This is a genomic window from Cognatundibacterium jejuense (assembly GCF_014284255.1).
GTDB classification, from domain to species: Bacteria; Pseudomonadota; Gammaproteobacteria; order Burkholderiales; family Burkholderiaceae_D; genus Undibacterium; species Undibacterium jejuense.
Window position 1 is genome coordinate 19,409 of sequence record NZ_JACOFV010000025.1, and the last position, 20,516, is coordinate 39,924.

Sequence of the window (20,516 nt, forward strand, 5' to 3'; positions counted from 1 at the left end):
AAAAATGACGCAAAAATGACGCAAAAATGACGCAAAAATGACGCAAAAATGACGCAAAAATGACGCTATAAGGACGACATTAGGAAAACCTACTAGGATTGAGTTGGACAACAGTATCTAAAAATTGTTATCCTCGAAAGTTACGCCTTCAACACCGAGCGCAACCAGTTCCCAATGTCGTCAATTTCTTCCTGGCAAACGGAGTGCTGCATCATGTATTCATGCCATGCGACCGGGTAGCCCATTTCTTTGAGTAAGTCGCGCGATTGTTCTGCACGTTGAATGTGGATCACCGGATCAGCGCGGCCATGTGCGAGGAAGATAGGTGTGTTTTGGTTGGCAACGCTGCGCTCTGTCGCCACCACGTCACGCAATGGCACATAACCAGACAAGCACAACAAGCCAGCCAGTTTTTCCGGATAGCGCAAGCCTGTTTGCAAGGTCATTGCACAGCCTTGAGAGAAGCCAGCCAGAATGATGCGGTTAGCGGGAATACCACGTGCAATTTCGCGGGCGATCAATTTCTCGATTTCTGCTTGTGAGCTGCGTAAGCCTTTTTCATCTTCGCGTTTGGCAATGTCGGTGCCCAGAATGTCATACCACGCGCGCATGACGTAGCCGCCATTAATTGTCACGGGCATCGTCGGCGCATTAGGGAACACAAAGCGGATAGCGGGGCAATCGTGCAAATCTAATTCTTTGACAATCGGGACAAAGTCATTCGCATCCGCACCCAGACCATGCATCCAGATAATAGCAACCGTCGGTTGTGGGGCGCTTTCTAATTCTATCGTTTCAAGTAAGTTGCTCATGTCTGGCTTGGCTTTCTTCTTGGTTGGAGGTTTGTTTGTGTTGCTTTTAGTGTTTTTGTTGTCTGTGACTGATTGTTTAGCGTAGGAAATGGCAGCCAATCCTACACTGATGGCGCTGACCGCAGTAACGGTCAGCCACCAGCGTCGTCGGAAATTGGGTGGCGTAGGCTTAGTCATCTCAGTCATATTGATTGCGAATCGCCAACGCTGGCATCAGGCTTTGGTGCGGATTGCGGATTTTGGTCGAAACGCTTTGCAGACGGCATCGTTGGTTTCGATGTAGGGGCCACCGATCAGATCGATGCAATAGGGTACGGCGGCGAAAATGCCATTCACGATTTGTTTGCCTTGAGCATCCTTGAGGCCTTCCAGGGTCTCTTTGATCGACTTTGGTTGGCCCGGCAAGTTAAGGATCAACCCAGCGTGATCAGCAGTTTCGCGAATCACAGCGACCTGGCGGGATAAAATGGCCGTTGGCACAAATTGCAGGCTGATCTGACGCATTTGCTCGCCAAAGCCTGGCATTTCCTTGCTGGCGACTGCTAACGTTGCTTCTGGCGTGACGTCACGGCGCGATGGACCAGTGCCACCGGTGGTGATCACCAAGTCGCATTTCGCTACATCGACCAGTTCTATCAATGCTTGTTCTATGGCGCTACGTTCATCAGGAATCAGGCGAGTTTCCATTTGCCATGCGCTGCTAAGTGCAAGGCCAAACCATTCTTGTAAGGCTGGTAAGCCCTGATCCTGATAAATGCCCGCAGAGGCGCGGTCAGAAATCGAGACCAGACCTATGCGTAAAGCACGATCCAGGGGATCAATACTCATCGTCCTCGTCCTCTTGGTCTTCCAGGTGTTCGTCGTCAGTAGCATCATCCTTAGTGTTGGATTTTTGCAATTGTTTCAGAATCTGGAAAATTTCGCGGTAGGCTTTTGGCGGTTTGTTTTCAGCTTGTTCTTTGCGTGCGTTACGGATTAGCGTGCGCAAATGCTGCACATCGAGTTCTGGATGTTCTGCCAGTAATTCGGTCAGCGTGTTGTCGTCGGTTAACAATTTGTCGCGGCGACGTTCCAGTGCATGCATAGCGGCAGTTTCTGATTTAGAAGCACCTTTCCAGCTATCGATGGTCTTTTGGATCAATGCGACTTCTTCTTCGTCCAGCGTACGCATTTTTTTGCCTACGTACTGCATCTGGCGACGACGGCCTTCATGACTGGAAATTTGCTGACATTCGAGAATGGCGTCACGTACATCTTCCGGCATAGGGACGCGTTTGACGCGATCACGTGGCTGTTCGACCAACTCTTGTCCTAATTTTTGCAGCGCCGTCATCTGGCGCTTTAATTCGGACTTGGACGGACGGTCGTATTCTTCTTCAAACTCATTGGACTGGTAGCCACATGAGCCACGATTTGGATTTGGCATAATTCTGCGCCTTTACTATAAACTTTACTAAACGGCTGCTATGATACCCTTTTTAGCTGGGATATACTCAAAAATGCCCTGTAAAACAGACGAATCGTTTATCTAATTTTGCTGGCGACGCTGTTTTAATGGTCAATCAGAGCTGTCCTTTTAGCCTTTTCTATATACAGAAACTCCTCTATGAGCAAACCCGTTTTTACCCACACCCAAGACCAATTGCAACAAATTGCACAAGATATGTTGCTATTTGCAAAAGAAAAAGGCGCTTCGGATGCCGCAGTAGAAATTAGCGAAGGTGGCGGTTTATCGATCAGTGTCCGAAAAGGCAAGGTGGAAACGATAGAACAAAATCGAGATAAAGGTATAGGTATTACCGTCTATGTCGGTCAGCGTCGTGGAAATGCCAGCACGTCTGATTTTTCGACGCAGGCTTTGCGTGATACTGTCGATGCCGCTTATAACATCGCGCGTTTTACCGCAGAAGATGATTGTGCTGGCTTGGCTGATGCTGATATGTTTGAAATGGCACCGCGTGACCTGAAACTGTGCTATCCATGGCTAATTGGTGCCGAGGAAGCAATTGAAATCGCTACGCGTACTGAGGCTGCCGCATTTGCAGTGGATAAGCGTATTACCAATAGCGAAGGCGCTAGTGTGCACGTACAGCAATCGCATTTTGTATCGGCCAACTCACGTGGCTTCATGGGCGGTTATCCGATTTCGCGTCATACCATTTCGGTTGCGCCTATTGCGGGCAAGGGTGCCAAAATGCAGCGTGACGATTGGTATTCTTCGCAACGCAATCCAAAAAAATTGGCTAAGCCAGAAGACATTGGCCGCTATGCTGCGGAACGTGCCTTAGCGCGTCTGAACGCACGTAAGCTTGACACCCGTAAATGTCCGGTGCTATTTGAGGCGCCACTGGCGGCGGGTTTATTGGGGTCATTTGTGCAGGCTACGTCGGGTGGTGCTTTGTATCGTAAGTCCACTTTTTTGCCGGATTCCTTGGGGACACAAATTTTTCCTGAGCATGTACAAATTGTCGAAGATCCACATGTTCTGGGTGCCGTTGGTTCTTCGCCGTTCGATGACGAAGGTGTCCGCACTAGTCGTCGTGACGTGGTCAGTAATGGTGTATTGCAAGGTTATTTTTTGTCTTCGTATTCTGCACGTAAATTGGGCATGAAAACTACTGGCAATGCCGGTGGCTCGCATAATCTGAGTATGACTTCCAGTCTGACCAAACGTAGCGATAATTTTGCCGGTATGCTCAAAAAGATGGGCACAGGTTTGTTGGTGACTGAGTTAATGGGGCAGGGTGTCAATTACGTGACGGGGGATTATTCTCGTGGTGCGTCTGGTTATTGGGTAGAAAACGGTGTGATTCAATACCCGGTAGAAGAAATAACGATTGCTGGCAATATGCGCGATATGTTCAAGCAAATCGTTGCTATTGGTGCCGATACTCTGACCCGTGGCACCAAAGAAACTGGCTCCATCCTGATTGAAAGTATGATGGTAGCAGGTAGTTGAGTTCGCTAGTTCGGTAGATTGGTAAGGGGGCAACCCGCTATTCCGTGAGTAGTTATTCTGCGCGGGTTGCACTCTCCCTAAGTAGTTTCGTTATGCTCAGCCATTTTTTTAGCCGCTGTTTCGCCAACTGCAATCGTAGTCTCGATGCACTTTAATGCTGGAAACGCGCCTGTGGCTGACGTGGATTCGGCGTCTCAAACCAACTATCCTTGCGGTCAAAAAGAAAATGCCATATCGGTATTTGAATGCCATGATAGTGCTACTCCTCAATATTTTAATGATGGTGCTATTTCTGGTCATTAGTTGCGCTTGATCTGCGAGTAACAATACTTTTCTGATCAGATTCAATCTTTGCCCATAATTTATTGAAACCTCGTGCCATGCTTAAACGTGATTCGGTCGATGGGTAGCTGTTATTCGGAACAGAATTCGCTTCAACTCGCTGTAGCTTTTGGAAAAAGCTGACCATACTAGCGCTATCCCAGCCGGCCATATGCGCGAGTATCATCCCTAATTGATCTGCTTCACTTTCTTGAATGTTGGACAGTGTGGCCAACTTTAATTGCATAGAGATATCCGTCTCCAAACGTCCCATCATTACGTCTAGCGTATCTCCGGGTTGTGCATTGATATGGAGTGCTTCTGATAGTTCTTCTCTATGATGTTCGGCAATGGCGTGTGCCATTTCATGCCCAAGTAAGGTGGCTAACTCACTATTACTCAGTTTTAAACGTCGTACAAATTCGCTGCCGATCAGAATTTTTCCACCTGCCATGCAGTAAGCGTCGACTTGTTGTTCGCTGGTGATATGGATTTCCCATCGCCATGTATTGCTTTCAGGTTTTAACTTTGATGCTGCCGAAATTAAGCCGCGTGCGATGGTTTTTATTCTGCTTAATAAAGCCGGATCTTGATCGAGTTGTTTGTGGCTACGAAGTGCGTCGATATGTTCATGATAGCGATCTGCCGTTTCTGCATTGACTGCTGCGGTTGAATATGCCAACTCTTGCCAGCGCCCAGTCTCTGGCACTTGTGCATAGCCAGGTATCAGGCTTACACAAAAACTAAACAGACCTACGGTAAGTAAATGTCGTATGAACATTTTATCCTCCGCACAGAATATGTTTGAGGTGAGGACATCGACTACAACCTGTTAATTTAATATAGGGCGCTAAAGTCGTGCCAGCAAGCAATCTGCCGAGATGTATCTATTTTTTACGTTTGTCATTACATCGTGTTTTGATGTGCGCAAGATGGGTAAAGACTTTTTGGCAAGGTTTTGGGTTGAAATCTGCAGCTTCATGATGATCGAAACTGAGTTTGCTGGGATGATTGCAGCAATGAATATTTGACACCGGGGCATTAGTATTGACGCCAATAAGCTGTATATTCGGAAGGCCTCGCCTGTCAATAGTCGTGGGGCTTTCAATGCGCAACGCCTTTTTTGCGTCCGGTCTTCTTGAGTAGTTCGTTATAATAGTTTTATCTTATAGGATCACAGCTTGATGTAAAACGTTAGCATTTTAGGAGTGACGATGTCTTTCTCTAATCAGTGGATGATCTGGGCGCTGTTATCGGCGGTATTTGCGGCGATGACGGCCATCTTTGCCAAGGTGGGCATTCGTGGGGTTGATTCTGATCTCGCCACTTTGATCCGTACCGCCATCATTATGCTGGTATTAATCGCTTTTGTATGGGGTACTGGCAAATGGCGCAATCCATTTGAATTGTCTGCCAAAACTTGGATATTTTTGAGCTTGTCAGCGTTGGCGACGGGTGCATCGTGGGTTTGTTATTTCAGGGCATTGCAAGTGGGGCCAGCTTCTCAGGTTGCACCGATCGATAAGTTGAGTCTCGTGCTTGTGGCGATATTTGCTGTTGTCTTCTTGGATGAGCGGCCGAGTTTGCGTGAGTGGAGTGGTATTGCAATGGTGGCGGGTGGCGTATTGTTGCTCGCTTTTAAGCGTTAGCCCGTTTATCCGCCGTATTGCGATGTCGTGCTTGGCAGTTTCTGGGATAATGTGGACTTTAACATAGTCATCATGTATTTCTCAGCGTGATGGTGTTGCAGGAAGAAATTATGAATTGGCTTTATCTTGGTTTGGCAATTATTTGCGAAGTCGTCGCGACCTCTGCACTTAAAGCATCGGCAGGTTTTACGCGTCCTTTGCCCACAGTGTTACTGGCGTTTGGCTATGGTGCGGCGTTTTACTTTTTATCTTTGACTTTACGCAGCATACCGGTTGGCGTCGCCTACGCGGTCTGGTCGGGAGTTGGCGTCGTGTTGATTTCCCTGGTCGCGTGGATATTGTACGGTCAGGAATTGGATGTGCCTGCCATGCTAGGAATAGGCTTGATCGTTGCTGGCGTAATTGTGCTGAATATGTTTTCTAAGACGGTGAGCCATTAATTCATTGTCTTCATTGTCTCAAGACTCAATGAGTCAAAACTGATACGTGTGATAACCTGTACTAATTTTTGAACCCCCAATGTCTATTCTTGATAAACTCAAATTATTCCCTCTTTCTCGTGCGATGGCACTGACCTTGTTTTCATGGTCTGCTTATTCTAGTTTGATGCGAGGTTTTTCTTCGCATTTGATGAGTGAAGTTCTGATTGGGTTTGCATTTATCTTCTGGTGTCTGGAGTCTTTTTTAAAGCCGTTGGTATTTGGTAATCCAACGCCTGAATTTTTAGAGCGCAAGGCACAAGCAACTGTAGGTTCACCTGCTTTGCATCATTTTTTAACTGTCAGTGGTTTGGTTTGTCTGGCTGGTGGTTATATCGCGCGTTATTTTATTGAGCGTTAATCTTCGTTGCCGCTTGATTATTCACCGGCCTGCCTGAAAATAGCATTTCCTATTTGATAGATCGTTTCCCTTAGATTGTTTTATGCCTTTGCTTTCTGACCTACATCCGTATCACTTTCCGCTGTTATATGCCGCCGCTCTGTACCAGGCGCCTTTAAGTCAGACTAAGCTGCTGGAATTGATGCAGTTGAGCGGTCAGACTGACATGAAGGGCAATCCGTATCAAGCCAAGGTGCTCAAGGACGTTGGGCAAGAATTAACTCATCGTATGGTGCTAAGGCAGGAAATCGGCCTTGGCTTTGTCTTGCGCGAAGACTTGCGCATGGCTGTGCTACTGCATTTGCAGCAAAGTGGAGCATTAAAAAATTGGATCAATAATGTCCGCGATCTGTTGAAACGACATGGTGAGTACCACCACTGGAAATCCTACGACGCCAATTTTTATCGACGCGAAATGATGTTCTCAGTGCTACTCGGAAGAACCGATGAAGCACTGCTGTGGCGAGAAAAATTTTTTAGTGTGGCGACTGATCATATGCCTGCGCCGGGTTTTGAATTTTTTGTTGATCAGGATGGGCTGGATTTATTTACGACCCTCAGACCGATTGATCAAGGTATGTTGCTCACTGATGTGATCGCCAAAGCGAATTGGAATTTAAACGATTGCCGATTAGCGTATGACTTTGCTTGTGAGCAGGCAGAGCAACAAGCGAATAGCTGGCCGCAATTGATGGGGTTACTCGCTTGGCAAGCTTTACTGCGTGGTGATTTTGAACGCTTAGAACAATTTAAATTGCGCTTATCACCGCAAACACAGGCGGAATTTTTAATCGCCTCTGCGGTACTGCAGCACAACATGAATGCAGCCGTTGGTGTGATCCAGACTTACATTGAAATTCAAAAAGCAGTCACTGGTAAGCGTAAAGTCTTCATTCCCGAATTGCTGGGATTATTCAGTAGCGTTGCACTGCTTGCGAAAAATGATGCTGCCAGCCTTAAACTTGCCAAGGCACAGGTAGATGACGGTGTAAAACAAAAACATGCGTATAGCTATTACGTATTGCAGCCCTTGGTCAACCATCTGGCACAAGGTGTAGTGCTGCCTGTATCGCATTTCAGTACCCGCATACCACACGACGTGGATGCCTTATTTGAGGCGCTGGCGGCCCATTGGCAAGACGCACCGCCACATCCTAAATTACACCCCAAATTAGTCGATATGCGCGCTACTATGCAGCGCTTGGGTTATTTATGGGTGGCCGCAGAATTAGATGTGCTACTCGCGCGCCAATTTAATGAACCGCAAATCATGCCTGATTGGCATGCACAAAAAAACATTCGCCCGCTGATTGAAGTATTGCATCGCGAAGAGGCGTGGCAACGTGCATTGAATGCCTTAACTCAACTCAAACCCATGTCCGAAGTAAAGCTTGCCAAAGCTGGTGACGACACGCGTCTTGCGTGGTTGCTGGAATACCATTTTCAACAATTGAAAGCCGAGCCGCGTGAACAAAAGCGTAGTGCCAAAGGTGTATGGAGTAAAGGGCGGCCAGTTGCTTTGCGACGTTTAGTGCAAGAGCAAGAAAGTATGTCTTTTTTGACAGAGCAAGATATCCATATTGCTGGCTGCATACGGCGATTTTCGGATAGTTACTACGGCGGTAGCGAGTTTGAACTCAATATCGATAGAGCATTGCCTTTGATGGTCGGGCATCCTGCGGTGTATTGGGATGATGCGCCGGATGTGCGCATTGATGTGATTAAAGCCGATATTGCTTTGCAGCTTAAAGAAAGCGGCGATCAGATTACGCTGCAATTGGATCCATTCGTCAGTCCGGATGCCAGTATCGTCTGGAAAAAAGAAACCCCGACCCGTTTAGCTGTGTATGCCTCTAGCCCTGAAATTAAGCAAATCACAGGCATTCTGGGACGAGGATTAACAGTACCAAGTAGCGCCAAAGCACAATTGGTTGATGTGATTGCGGCAATTGCACCGCATCTGGCAATTCATTCTGATTTGCCAGAGCTGGCGGCGCATATGAAAAGCGTGGATGCGGATCAGACAATTTATGCGCATTTGCTCCCGTTACAAGAAGGTCTGCGCTTGCAATTATTGGTCAGGCCACTGGCAGATGGTGGCTGGTTCACGCCTGGTAAGGGTGCGGCGAATGTGCTTGGCGAGCAAGGCGGCGTGCCGGTGCAAGCAAGTCGGAATTTAAAACTTGAAGCAAAAAATTTGCAGCAAATAGTCAGCGCGTGCTCATCGTTAGCTAACGCCGAAGACAATGGACAAGAATGGCAATTACAACATCCTGAGCAATGTCTGGAATTGTTGGGTGAACTCAAGGCGATACCAGAAGCCACCTTGCAATTGATCTGGCCTGAGGGTGAACGTTTCCGAATTAAGGGTAGCCGCTCTTTGCAAAACCTGCGCTTAACGATTAAGAAGCAAGGCGAATGGTTTGTCGCTGGTGGTGAAATTTCGCTCGATGATGGTCGTGTACTGGCTCTGCGCGAACTTTTGCAAATGGCTGAATCAACCCGCGGACGCTTCTTAAAATTAGGCGACAATGACTATCTGGCGTTGACCGAAAGTTTCCGTCAACGACTCGATGAGCTGCGCGCGCTTGGAGAATTGACGGGTAAAGATGGCGTGCGAGTTAATGCGCTTGCTGCACCCGCTTTGGCTGCCTTGGCTGAAGAAGTGGGTGAATTAAAAACCGATGCCGCCTGGCGTGAACAAGTCAGCAAACTTGATGCGCTGGTCGATTTTTTACCGAAGGTACCATCAACGCTACAAGCTGAATTGCGTGATTATCAGTTGGCTGGTTATCAATGGTTGGCGCGCCTTGCGCATTGGGGTGTTGGTGCTTGTCTGGCGGATGACATGGGCTTGGGTAAAACGGTGCAAGCCTTAGCACTGTTGCTTGATCGAGCGCCGAATGGCCCGGCCTTAGTCGTGGCACCAATCTCAGTCGCCATGAATTGGCAAGCGGAAGTTGTGCGTTTTGCACCGACCTTAAAAGTACGGGCTTACAACAGTAACCGCTCTTTAGCAGATCTGGGACCATTTGATATTGTCATCGCTAGTTATGGTATGTTGCAATCGGATGCCGAAAGCTTTGCTGCGCAACACTGGCATAGTGTGGTACTCGATGAGGCGCAAGTCATCAAAAACTCGGCAACCAAACGTAGCCAGGCAGCAATGGCATTAAATGCCGATTTCAAAATGATCGCCAGTGGCACACCTGTCGAAAACCATCTTGGTGAATTATGGAACTTATTCCGCTTCATCAATCCGGGTTTGCTTGGTTCCAAGGATCGCTTTGCCGAACGCTTTAGCACTCCGATCGAACGCGGTGACAAAGACGCACGTCAGCACCTGAAAAAACTAATACAACCGTTTATCTTGCGCCGTACCAAAACACAAGTACTGACCGAATTGCCATCGCGCACTGAGATTACTTTGCAAGTTGAACTCAGTGACGAGGAGCGTCATCTATACGAAGCACTGCGTCAGGAAGCTTTGGATAAAATTGCCGCCCTGAGTGCAGAGGAAGGTCAGTCACTCAAAGTCTTGGCAGAGATCACCAAACTACGCCGCTTCTGCTGTCATCCGCAGTTGGTATTAAAAAATTCGACTATCAGCGGCAGTAAGCTCGCCGTGGTGGAAGACACGATAGAAGAACTCTTGGAAAATCGCCACAAAGCTTTAGTCTTCAGTCAGTTTGTTGATCACTTAGCGATCGTGCGCAGCAGCCTTGAACAACGCGGCATCAGCTACCAATACCTCGATGGCAGCACACCTGCAACCGAGCGTAAACGCCGCGTCGACGCATTTCAGGCGGGCGAGGGTGATGTATTCCTGATCAGTCTCAAAGCGGGTGGCACGGGTTTAAATCTGACTGCTGCCGACTACGTTATTCACCTTGATCCGTGGTGGAACCCAGCGGTAGAAGATCAGGCATCCGACCGCGCCCATCGCATGGGGCAACAACGACCGGTCACTATTTATCGCCTCGTAACGCAAAACACGATAGAAGAAAAAATCATTGCCTTACATGCGGAAAAACGTGACCTGGCAGATAGTCTATTAGATGGCGGTGACGCTTCGGCACGCCTCGATACATCCGCATTGCTGCGTTTGTTGAAGGAAAGTGTGTAAAGCGACGTCGTCACCTCGGGCGGCTTGCGCCCGCCTGATGGAACTAAGGAATCAAATCCTTTCACTCTGCTTATAAATCACCTTTCCAACAATGAGGCAGGCATCGCCCTGGCAAATCTTTTTACGATATTTTCGTTGGTCGGGGTTGTCTGAGAAAAGCCACCATTGACCGTTGTCACGAACGAGGCGTTTAACCACAGCCTCGCCTTCGTAGTTCACTGCGAATACTTCACCATCGCTTGGTGTTTTGTCTGCTGTATTGATGATCACTGTATCGCCAGCATACAGTGCGGGTTCCATCGATTTATCTTTAATTTTTATGGCGACAAGTTTTTCAGGGCTGTAGTTGTTTTTTTTAAACCAGCTTTTTCTGAATGCGAGCGGCTGGTCATCGTCAGATATCAGATCGGTGGCAAAGCCAACTGTTTCTGCTGACAAGTGAAGTGTAACCCTACGGACTTCGATTAAATACGGCGCAGCATCATTTGCTACGCCAACCTTACCAGCTGTGTGTGTTGAAAAAGAATCTGTTTTCTCTGATGAAGGGTCGATGCTCACTTGTTTTACTGCGGAATTGAGTTCCTGGGCGAGGCGGGGGCTTATGTCAGCGAGAGTAACGCCTAGTCCTCTGGCATAAATTAATGCGGCCTCCAGGCTAATTGGTCGGACAGCATTGATGTGCTGATAAATCATTGCTTGGCCACCTCGCAAATGTTGATCGCGAGCGAACTTTGCCCGGTTGATTTTCTCAAACCTGGCTTTTAAGTGGCGAGCTTCTTCTTCTGTTGTCCATATATCCATGCATAGCAATGCTATAGAAAATAAACTATAGCTTGGCTTGCTTTTGTTGTATAGCAATGCTATATTTTTATGTATCAAATAGAAACGAAACTTTGCTTTTCTTATTTAAATCGCGACGTTCCACTCATACGGCGTAAATAGTTGTTTTGCTAAAAATAGAAGGAGACATAATTGACTCTCGAACAATTGCACAGCATCTTTCCACTTGCGGGTTCCCAGGCTGAATTGTTTTTCGCTCCACTAACTCAGGCAATGCAGGAATTTGAAATCAACACGGCTTGGCGTCAATCAGCGTTTCTGGCGCAAGTGGGGCACGAAAGTGCACAACTGCTCTATGTACAAGAACCGGTGAGTGGTCGGACATATGAGGGACGCATTGATCTTGGTAATACGCAAAAGGGGGACGGGATTAGGTATAAAGGGCGTGGTTTGATCAATATTACTGGGCGCAAAAATTACAGCGCCGTTATGAAAGGTCTTGGTATTGATTGTCTCGACCAACCAGAATTGCTGGAGCAGCCAGCGTTTGCCGCGCGTTCAGCCGCCTGGTATTGGAAAAATGAAGGACTCAATGAGCTCGCAGATGATGGACTCTTTATCATGATCACAAGGCGCATTAATGGCGCCGCATGTAATTTGTCGAATCGCTTTGCTTTATATGCCGCAGCAAGGGCTGTTTTATTAGACAATGAGGAAAAAACGTCTCAACGTTGCCTGGGTTGAACTTGTTGACAGGGGTAAGGTTTTTTAAAGAGTTTTTTGCCGTTGTTTGTGCACATGTTGATTGAAATTTCTCCATTCCACTTTGTTAGCTTTGGTGATTTCTACTGTTACGGGGCACTCAAGGTACAATAGCGCTTTGTTGAATATTCGTTGTTTCTATTGTGACTACTTCTGCTTTACCCCCACGCCGCGTGTCGGTTGCCCCGATGTTGGATTGGTCTGACCGCCATTGCCGCGAATTTCATCGTCATATCACGCGTCATACCTGGTTGTACACCGAGATGGTGACGACTGGCTCTTTGTTGCATGGTGACGTGCAGCGTCATCTGGAATTTAATCCGGGCGAGCATCCTGTTGCTTTGCAATTAGGCGGTAGTGAGCCTGCAGATCTGGCGCAATGCGCGAAAATGGGGGAGGAGTGGGGTTACGATGAAATCAATCTCAATTGTGGTTGCCCGTCCGAGCGCGTGCAAAAAGGCGCGTTTGGTGCGTGCTTGATGGCAGAGCCGCAATTGGTCGCAGATTGCGTTAAGGCGATGAAAGATGTTGTCAGCATTGATGTCACCGTTAAGCATCGGATTGGGATTAATGATGTGGATTCGTATGAATTCATGCGTGACTTTGTCGGGCAAGTGGCAGAAGCTGGTAGCAAGACGTTTATCGTCCATGCCCGCAATGCGATTCTCAAGGGCTTGAGTCCGAGGGAAAATCGTGAAATTCCGCCGCTCAAATATGACTATGCGTACCGCCTCAAAAAAGAATTTCCTGAGTTAGAAATTATTTTGAATGGTGGCATCAAAACGACCGATGAAATGACGCAGCATTTGCAGCACGTAGATGGCGTGATGATAGGGCGTGAGGCGTATCACAACCCGTATTTCATGGCGAGTTTTGATGCACGCTTTTATGGTGATGATAGTCCGGTAAAAACACGAGAAGAAATTTTGCACGCGATGATCCCGTATATTCATCGCCAATTAGAGCTGTACGGCAATGGTGGCAAAGGCTTGCGCATCAATAGCGTGATTCGTCACATGCTAGGTTTGATGATGGGCATGGTTGGTGCACGCGCTTTCCGTCAGACTCTTTCTGATAGCAAAAAACTCGCGCTTGGTAACCCGAACATTTTGATCGAAGCATTTGAGCGCATGCAGACGATTACTGCTTACGATAGAAGCGCGGAAGAATTATCTGCCTGAGGCTATTGACCTATTGGAAGGTGCCAGCTAATTTTTCTCTGATACGTTAGCAAATGTAAGCATTGAATACGTATTTGTGTCGCGGTAGTGGTAAGCGTAAAAATTTGTAATAACTGCAAGTGAGTATGGCTTCAACCGCTATATTGTCGCCTGTTTCACTGCACGCTCCTCATCTCACTAAGGTGTGAGTTTATGCCCGCTCTAAATTTTTTTAGTGCGGGCTTTTTTGTATGAGTGATTCGCGATGGACTGCATGATCGGCAGGAAACGCTTTTCTGAGCATCGCAAGGAGCGCTCAAAGGGAATAAAAAATGTCATTTGGGCTGACTATTGCTAATTAGTCGAAAGACTTGTATAATGCGGAGCTCTCTTGGTGCAGTATTTCACTAAAGGTTTCAGTGGTGGTCGTAGCTCAGTTGGTAGAGTCCAGGATTGTGATTCCTGTTGTCGTGGGTTCGAGCCCCATCGTCCACCCCATTGAATTCAAGGACTTAGCGCACTTTTTAGTGCGCTTTTTCTTTTTTCGCAAGATGATCTTGTGTTTTTTCACAAGATCATTTCACAAAAGAAGCGTTATTCGGTAGCGTTCGACTTTTTAACTACCCGGCGATCGTAGGTTTTATTGATCATTCTTTCGTCGCTATGACCAGTCGCATCGGTGATATTTGTCTCGCCGCGCGCCTTTCTTTCAGTCACTGATTTTGGGCGCATGTCTTTCAGTGCAAATCGTTCAAAAGTTCTACCTTCTTCCTCCGCGCGTTTTTCACAGTAGCCCATTAAACGGTTCCAAATGGTCGTCCAGCCGCTACGTGTGTATTCTTGGCCGCTTGTATTACTGAAAATTAATATTCCATGCGTACGTTGCAAAGCTAATGCTTCGTTAATTGTCGCTTTCAATTTAGGAGACCAGCGTATTAGTTTTGTTTTTTCTGCCTGGCTGCCTTTGCGTTTCCCAACCGGAATAAGTAATCCCTCATCTGTTTTTGCATGCCTCGTAAGTGTACGCATTTCGTTTGGACGGCTTGTTGTTAAAAATGCAGCGTAGTAACACAGCGCGAGAATGAGGTAGCTACCTCCTCGGCGTCGTGCTTCGTCCATTGCAAAGTCCAGATCCTTTGTTTCGACGTACTTTGTGCTCGGTGTCGTAGGGTTATATTTGATGCCGCGACAAGGGTTTGTTTCTAATTCACCCCGCATCCGGCCGTATTCAAGAATCGCAGACAAGAGAGCGATTTCTTTATTGGCTTTAGCTGGTGCCCCTGCGTCCGCACGTGCGGCAAGATAGCCATATATATGCTTTGGCTTAATGTCAGTTGGCTTTGCTTTGCCGAATACTTTGATCAGGTTTTTTGATTCACTCTCGTTTACCTCAAGTGTCACCAGTGCTTTACGTCGTGCATCGTTCTTTTTGAGACTATGTTGCCAGTTAAAATAACGTTCGATCAGTTTCGCTACTGAGTTACTCAATGGTGCATTGCCGTTTAATTCATCCGCCTGCTGAATGGCTTGCTTTCTGGCCTTGTCGATTGCATCCATGTCGTTCGATTTTGCTGAAATCGTGAACGCTCTAGTACCGTCGGGTAGTTGATACCAGAACGTTACTTTGAATTTGCCATTCATTCGATAAAGCCTGAAAGGCATACCGTCAGGGGACTTGCGTCTTCCAATCATGATCCTAATGCTCCAAAGTCTGGTTCAAACTCCGATTCGTTTTCTGATTTTAGCTGACCGTTCATACGGGCATGATGGTAGCTGATTGCCACTTTTGGGAAGCCGTTGATAGACTGCACGAAAGGCCAGCCATTCTTTTTCAACCATCGGCGCATACAAGCGAAGCTTTTCGGTTCGCATCCGATTAAATCGGATAATTGTTCAGCGGATAAATACAATTTTATTCACTCCTTTGAAGCACGATGCAGTAATATTTTTCAAACGGGTCAGTTTCATATCATTGTCTAACGATGCATTGTTGTTACTAACATTAACCTCTTTTTCATTAAGCTTTTTCATACTTAACTTTTAAGTGGGTTGACAGAAACACCGCAGACACCAAAACGGTCATATGCATCGTTAAATACAGCGGCGGATTCCTGGGCAATCGCAAAGTATTTGTACTCGGCGGTCGCGGTTCTTACAGTGACTCGAAAGCTCATTGTGTAAATCCTTTCATTTAAAGGGATAGGCCTATTTTTCACGCTGAAACACCCAGCATTTCATCGAGCCGGATGGGGTGGCGAGGGGGGATTGGGTGCCGCGTAGGGCGCTGTTGACGACCTTTACATCGACGAACTTGCGGCGGCTGCTGGTTTTTAAGACCTTTTTCAAATCGCGCAGTGGCGGTACTTGTTGACGGCGTTCGGTGGCGACTTGCAGGAAATGATTCAGATTCACTGCTATCAGACCCGGGTCGCGGCTATGGTTCAGGATTGCCATATCACCGCCATCCAGATAGTCAAACGCTTCCCAGAATTCCTGTACCAACACGTGGTCGTTGTTGATGACTTGCTGACGCTCTCCGGCCATTGCGATGATTTGCGCCTTGAGCGCGGCTTTCTGTTCGACCGTGAGCTTGATCACCAGGCTCAGTGCGTCAGCAATCGCCAGCATTTGTGCATGCGTTTCAGCAATCCGTGGCATCTTTACGTGCGGACTGGCGCGAAGTTCTTTGAGATAGAGCGGTGTCTTTTGCTTGATCTCAGCCATGATCGCTTTTTCGTGCTTGGTCGCGGCCAGGATGAAGCCTGACACTTCTTCACCGGATAAATACTTCAATTTATCCGCTGCCTCGCCGGAGGCCGCTGTCTGCGTCGAACGATCAAAGTACAGATGCACAATCCGCGATAGGATCGCTTCGGACGCGTTGACTGGATTATTTTGACTGATTACGATCGCACCTCTGAACGGCGGTTCATAGGTTTCATTGCCACCCGTTGCCATCCCGCGTGCGCGGGTGCTGCGGCCGTTATAGGCGGTTTTTAATTCATCCCAGTCAAACGATTTGATATGGCTTTTGTCTTCACCCATGCGTTCGCGGTCGGATTCGATCAGCACCACTGGCAAACAAGACACCTGGCTAAAATTACGCGCCCGCGCCGCCAGACTGGATTTGCTCGGATCAAACCCCTCGTAACCATTACGGCCAAATAGCTTCCACAAAAATTCGATCAGCGTCGATTTACCGGCACCGGCTTCACCAACCACTTCCAGAAACGGATACGATGACTGTGCCGCACGGATCTGCTCAGCAAATAATGACCCAAACCAAAAGGTCAGCGCCGCCAAGCCTTTGGCGCCGAACGCCGTCCACAACAGATTGACCCAGTCCGTGCGGTACTCGTCGCGGTCGCGGTTAATCGTCAGATGCACCGATTTATTCAGTGACTTAATCGACAGCTTGCCAATATCAAAGAAATCCTCACCGTTGATCTCTGCCATCACGCCGTCTTTCATCGCCACGTCACCGAGCACATAGCAGCCATGTTCGATGCTGTAACCGATATAGTCGATCGTATCGACGCGCTGGATGTTGTAGAGCTGATCGGCCAGAATCCGATCGAGCTGCAGACTACTGCCGCTAAACATCGCGCCTGCTGCCATGCCAAGCAAGCGCTTTTTGAATTCAGCTGAGCTGGAAATCTGCGACGCCGTGAACGTGTTTTTAACTGCCTTACCGTCATGGGGAAATTCAACGCGGAAGTAATACCAGCTCTCGCCGGTGATTACGTTCTCCTGAAAATACAGCGCCGTCGGGTTGCAATTGGCGATCTGGCGCACCGTATTCGACTGCAGTAGCGCGGCTTCACGCAATGCGTATTCCGACAAATTGGCATACTCGCCAGAATTTTCTTGCTCTTGGCGTACCTTGTTGTATTGCTCCAGATCGAGCCGGAACCAATACAAGCGATTTCCAAAATCAAAATAGAACTCGCCCTGGTCGCCATGATGCATATACATCAGGATCGCTTTTTCTGACGCGGTTTTGGCGATCAGCAACGCGCCGTGGTAACGATAATTCTCTATATCGTTTTCGCTCAATGCATCGCGCTGAAATACATCGTTCCAGTCCAGTTTTGCCTTTCCACGTTGCGGTATTTGCGCCGCTGCGCACGTCCAACCGGCCGCACGCGCCTTTTCGACATGCTTTTTAGTGAAATTACGACCGGCACTATCACCATCCAAAGCCCACACCAGCGTGCATTCTTGATCGCCACGCGCTGCCTGCAGCAGACGTAATGCTTCTTCCGGATAGTTATTGCACGACATCAGCGCAACCGCTGCAATACCCACATGCATCAACGCCAGCGCATCAAAGATGCCTTCGACCAGCCAGATTTCTTTGACTGCTTGCAGCACCACGTTATCTGGCTTCCACCAGCTCCCGTAATAGCTCATACCGTACTTAAAATTTGCCTTTTTACTGAAACGATGCGGCTGATCGATCAACCTTTCCCAGTAGCCGCTACCAAGCGGAAAGCGCACCGTCGCACTGCCGATGCGCAATTGGCTGTCGTAATAATTCTCCTGCGTGTACATGCCTTGCACTTTGGCGAGATCAAAGCCGCGACCGATCTTCATATACGCGTCGGCTGCCGCATGTGGATTTGGATTCTCTGGCGTTGCCTGATAACGCTCCGACCATTTATCAAACAAATCCGGATAGAGCTCTTTGACGTGATAGACCTCGCCGCAATTATTTAATCGCCCACAACGCAAGATCCAAGGATGATCGGCATTTGTGTACAGCTCCTTCTTTTGGCAAGAAGGGCAAACGCCGCCGCGCAACATGCCGCTTTTTTCTGGCTTGAATTTAAACTCCGCAAGCCGCGTGGTGATTTCTTTATGTAAGGACGCATCCATATTATTTACTCAGTATCGCCGGCAGCCCGGCGTTTAAAATCGATTGCTGAAACGGTCGAGGTCACACGTACACGCTTGGCCTGACGGGCGCGATCTTCATCCACCCACAAATTCGCAGGCACTTTGCCCCGCCAGCAATGCGCAATCACTGCCAACGTGCGCTGAATCAAAGGTGACGCCTGTTCCAGCGGCACGGCCACACGCAAGGCGATACGCACTTGCTCTAATTCTTCTTTGCTGGCGGTTGGGTAGCTCATAGGGATTTAGAAAAAAGGGACAAGGACATGGTCATCCGCAAAAAAAAAGGCAAAAAAAGTCCCGCACGCCTGATAACAGGCATGTTGATCATTCAAACGGGATTGATTAAGTTAGATCGCGGTCAGCGCTATCCGGTCGATAAATTGAGCGACAACTGATTCAGCGCCGTAGCGCGCACTCGCTGAGAGATAGGGATGCGCAGCTCATAATTAGGTGTGGCGGATAGTGATACCGTGCGCAGCACCTCAAGGCCTGCTACAAACACATGGCCGCATTCTTCGTTATTGCAGCGATAGGTAATTTCTTTGAACATCGCCGACATTGTGCGGCTCTTGATTGCACGAACGGTTTGTTCACAATGGGGGCAGGGTAGTCCGATGACTCTCATTCTGGCTTCCTTTCGACGACGACATACAGTGCACGACCGCGACCCGTCATTTGCTTAGACTGGCGTCGCAATCTTGATTTTGCTAACCACTCAGCGGTTTCCTCAATAGACGTTAAACCTTGCTGCAGACGGACTTGCTCAAGTAAAGCACGCTCACCATCATTGATTATTAATTGTTGAGTAGGCATCTTTTCGTCTGCTCTAGATAGACTGGCATTACGCCAATTTGCGGGTTACGCTGTCAGCATCACCGATACCAAGCAACGTTGCAGCTTCACGCAACACCAACTGGCGCAACAAAGTAGATGGCTGTTCGCCCTGGTAGTTCGCCAGAGCAGTGATCAGATCGTGCTCGTAATCATCAAAACGAAGGGTGATACGGTTGTCGCGGATACGTTTAGGATCGGGATACATGGCAACCTCGTTTACTGATTGGTAGCAAGTTCACGTTCATACTCAGCCAGGCCACGCAAAAAAATCATGCGTGCAAAAGCAGAGCGAGAACGAACTTCTTGCGATGCGTAGCGATCAGTTTTAACCAGCTCTTCGGCAGACAGCCGTAGCGCAAGCGGAACAGCTAAGGGAATTTTTGGTGCACGATGTGCGATATCAGGCTTAGTCATAATGTATGATTAAGAATAGTTATGGGGTGTAGCTAATATAGTAAAGAATAATTTACATGTCAACACAAAAAGATAAAGAAATATTTGGTTTTGGCGACAGATTGACAGAGGAGCGCTTAAGACTTGGCTTTTCGCAAAAGGCTCTCGCAGCTATTTTGGAGAAGACATCGATGACTCAAATTAAATATGAGTCGGAAGAGACACGACCAGATATTGCTTATTTACTTGGACTAGATAAGCTGGGTGCGGACATTTATTACATTGTTACTGGTCAACGCTCAGAGAATAATCTTGCGAAAGACGAGCTCGAAATTTTAAACGGCTACCGTTCCCTCGATGACCGGGCGAAACGTGGCGTTTCTGGGATGATTCATGGGATGACTGAATCAGATGTGTCCTCAAGAGCGGTGTTTAAAGGGGAGGTTGGACAGGTAATACAAGGTAAGCAGGAAGTAAATGCACCGCTCGCTATCTCTATGGGAGACGGGAGAAAAAGTAAAAAGCAATAGGCGCCGACATTCAAAAAGATTGCGCATCATGTCTAAATGTCGGCCAAGCGGTAGTTGGTTCAAATCACAATGGTCCAGCTCAAAACAATGTGATGCACATCCATGTCAGTTCCACCACTGGGAAAACCGAGTGGTCGATTGATATGGAAAGTAATGCGAAACCTCTGGCAGGTAATAATCCAGTTTTAATTCAAAATATCATTTACGGCGCTACTGTACCTGCTAAGAGAATTTCCTTGCCCATTCGTTTTTCGAAGGCACTTTATGATTTTTTAGGAGGGATACTGAGCTTCCCCCGAAATTTAGTTCCCCAAAGGTGACGTAAAATAAACGTAACTTTGGAAAGACAAATGATGAACAGGATACCAAAAAAAGCTTACACCACCGAGTTTAAAGAACTGGCCGTTAAACG

Annotated in this window: 22 protein-coding genes and 1 tRNA gene; 9 read left to right on the forward strand and 14 right to left on the reverse strand. The window is 47.7% G+C overall.

The features are described 5' to 3' along the window. Positions 1-140: 140 nt before the first annotated feature. The 3 genes from H8K32_RS19070 to yjgA form a co-directional block, all read right to left on the reverse strand. Positions 141-812, reverse strand: a complete 672-nt coding sequence (locus H8K32_RS19070) for an alpha/beta hydrolase (protein WP_186914171.1) — start codon at positions 810-812, stop codon at positions 141-143. Positions 813-1,025: 213 nt separating this feature from the next. Then, positions 1,026-1,640 (reverse strand): molybdopterin adenylyltransferase, encoded by a 615-nt coding sequence (gene mog, locus H8K32_RS19075; protein ID WP_186914153.1) that lies wholly within the window; start codon positions 1,638-1,640, stop codon positions 1,026-1,028. Then, positions 1,630-2,238 carry a ribosome biogenesis factor YjgA gene (yjgA, locus tag H8K32_RS19080; protein WP_186914154.1) on the reverse strand — a complete coding sequence of 203 codons (609 nt, stop codon included), beginning with the start codon at positions 2,236-2,238 and terminating at the stop codon, positions 1,630-1,632. The genes mog and yjgA overlap by 11 nt, the downstream gene beginning before the upstream one ends. A 180-nt stretch (positions 2,239-2,418) precedes the next feature. Between yjgA and pmbA the strand changes: the two genes are divergently transcribed. Further along, complete coding sequence (gene pmbA / locus H8K32_RS19085; protein ID WP_186914155.1) at positions 2,419-3,771, forward strand: metalloprotease PmbA; 1,353 nt, start codon at positions 2,419-2,421, stop codon at positions 3,769-3,771. Positions 3,772-4,057: 286 nt separating this feature from the next. On the opposite strand, the gene H8K32_RS19090 is transcribed toward pmbA, so the two are convergent. Further along, complete coding sequence (locus H8K32_RS19090; RefSeq protein ID WP_186914156.1) at positions 4,058-4,873, reverse strand: M48 family metalloprotease; 816 nt, start codon at positions 4,871-4,873, stop codon at positions 4,058-4,060. Between the two features lie 433 nt (positions 4,874-5,306). Here H8K32_RS19090 and H8K32_RS19095 point away from each other — a divergent pair, with 433 nt between their 5' ends. The 4 genes from H8K32_RS19095 to H8K32_RS19110 all read left to right on the forward strand — a co-directional run bounded on the left by H8K32_RS19095 (position 5,307) and on the right by H8K32_RS19110 (position 10,746). Beyond that, positions 5,307-5,741 carry an EamA family transporter gene (locus H8K32_RS19095; protein WP_186914157.1) on the forward strand — a complete coding sequence of 145 codons (435 nt, stop codon included), beginning with the start codon at positions 5,307-5,309 and terminating at the stop codon, positions 5,739-5,741. A gap of 107 nt (positions 5,742-5,848) precedes the next feature. Beyond that, entirely contained in the window at positions 5,849-6,181 is a 333-nt protein-coding gene (locus tag H8K32_RS19100) for a DMT family transporter (RefSeq protein WP_186914172.1), read from the forward strand. Positions 6,182-6,260: 79 nt separating this feature from the next. Then, complete coding sequence (locus H8K32_RS19105) at positions 6,261-6,581, forward strand: hypothetical protein (protein WP_186914158.1); 321 nt, start codon at positions 6,261-6,263, stop codon at positions 6,579-6,581. An 82-nt stretch (positions 6,582-6,663) separates the two neighbouring features. Continuing rightward, positions 6,664-10,746, forward strand: coding sequence for a DEAD/DEAH box helicase (locus tag H8K32_RS19110; protein WP_186914159.1), 4,083 nt, complete (start codon positions 6,664-6,666; stop codon positions 10,744-10,746). A gap of 51 nt (positions 10,747-10,797) precedes the next feature. On the opposite strand, the gene H8K32_RS19115 is transcribed toward H8K32_RS19110, so the two are convergent. Then, positions 10,798-11,547 (reverse strand): S24 family peptidase, encoded by a 750-nt coding sequence (locus H8K32_RS19115; RefSeq protein ID WP_246447505.1) that lies wholly within the window; start codon positions 11,545-11,547, stop codon positions 10,798-10,800. A 171-nt stretch (positions 11,548-11,718) separates the two neighbouring features. Here H8K32_RS19115 and H8K32_RS19120 point away from each other — a divergent pair, with 171 nt between their 5' ends. From H8K32_RS19120 to H8K32_RS19130, 3 genes are all read left to right on the forward strand, one after another. Further along, positions 11,719-12,270: a glycoside hydrolase family 19 protein gene (locus tag H8K32_RS19120; protein WP_246447507.1), complete on the forward strand. Its 552-nt coding sequence runs from the start codon at positions 11,719-11,721 to the stop codon at positions 12,268-12,270. 161 nt (positions 12,271-12,431) lie between these two features. Then, positions 12,432-13,469, forward strand: coding sequence for a tRNA dihydrouridine(20/20a) synthase DusA (gene dusA, locus H8K32_RS19125; RefSeq protein WP_343068087.1), 1,038 nt, complete (start codon positions 12,432-12,434; stop codon positions 13,467-13,469). 401 nt (positions 13,470-13,870) lie between these two features. Further along, positions 13,871-13,946: transfer RNA gene (locus H8K32_RS19130), tRNA-His, on the forward strand. A gap of 96 nt (positions 13,947-14,042) precedes the next feature. Here the strand turns inward: H8K32_RS19130 and H8K32_RS19135 are convergent. The 9 genes from H8K32_RS19135 to H8K32_RS19175 all read right to left on the reverse strand — a co-directional run bounded on the left by H8K32_RS19135 (position 14,043) and on the right by H8K32_RS19175 (position 19,595). Next, complete coding sequence (locus H8K32_RS19135) at positions 14,043-15,140, reverse strand: site-specific integrase (protein ID WP_186914160.1); 1,098 nt, start codon at positions 15,138-15,140, stop codon at positions 14,043-14,045. Continuing rightward, positions 15,137-15,358, reverse strand: coding sequence for a DUF4224 domain-containing protein (locus tag H8K32_RS20775; protein WP_186914161.1), 222 nt, complete (start codon positions 15,356-15,358; stop codon positions 15,137-15,139). Before H8K32_RS20775 ends, H8K32_RS19135 begins: the two co-directional genes overlap by 4 nt. 123 nt (positions 15,359-15,481) lie before the next feature. Next, positions 15,482-15,622, reverse strand: coding sequence for a hypothetical protein (locus H8K32_RS19145; RefSeq protein ID WP_186914162.1), 141 nt, complete (start codon positions 15,620-15,622; stop codon positions 15,482-15,484). Between the two features lie 31 nt (positions 15,623-15,653). Beyond that, positions 15,654-18,326, reverse strand: a complete 2,673-nt coding sequence (locus H8K32_RS19150) for a toprim domain-containing protein (RefSeq protein WP_186914163.1) — start codon at positions 18,324-18,326, stop codon at positions 15,654-15,656. 5 nt (positions 18,327-18,331) lie between these two features. After that, positions 18,332-18,583, reverse strand: a complete 252-nt coding sequence (locus H8K32_RS19155) for a hypothetical protein (protein WP_186914164.1) — start codon at positions 18,581-18,583, stop codon at positions 18,332-18,334. 128 nt (positions 18,584-18,711) lie between these two features. Further along, positions 18,712-18,972, reverse strand: coding sequence for an Ogr/Delta-like zinc finger protein (locus H8K32_RS19160; RefSeq protein ID WP_186914165.1), 261 nt, complete (start codon positions 18,970-18,972; stop codon positions 18,712-18,714). Then, positions 18,969-19,160, reverse strand: a complete 192-nt coding sequence (locus H8K32_RS19165; protein ID WP_186914166.1) for a hypothetical protein — start codon at positions 19,158-19,160, stop codon at positions 18,969-18,971. Before H8K32_RS19165 ends, H8K32_RS19160 begins: the two co-directional genes overlap by 4 nt. Positions 19,161-19,188: 28 nt before the next feature. After that, on the reverse strand, positions 19,189-19,386 hold the full coding sequence (locus H8K32_RS19170) for a hypothetical protein (protein ID WP_186914167.1): 198 nt from the start codon (positions 19,384-19,386) through the stop codon (positions 19,189-19,191). Positions 19,387-19,397: 11 nt separating this feature from the next. Continuing rightward, complete coding sequence (locus H8K32_RS19175) at positions 19,398-19,595, reverse strand: hypothetical protein (RefSeq protein WP_186914168.1); 198 nt, start codon at positions 19,593-19,595, stop codon at positions 19,398-19,400. 56 nt (positions 19,596-19,651) lie between these two features. Here H8K32_RS19175 and H8K32_RS19180 point away from each other — a divergent pair, with 56 nt between their 5' ends. Then, positions 19,652-20,104 carry a helix-turn-helix domain-containing protein gene (locus H8K32_RS19180; protein WP_186914169.1) on the forward strand — a complete coding sequence of 151 codons (453 nt, stop codon included), beginning with the start codon at positions 19,652-19,654 and terminating at the stop codon, positions 20,102-20,104. Positions 20,105-20,516 lie beyond the last annotated feature (412 nt).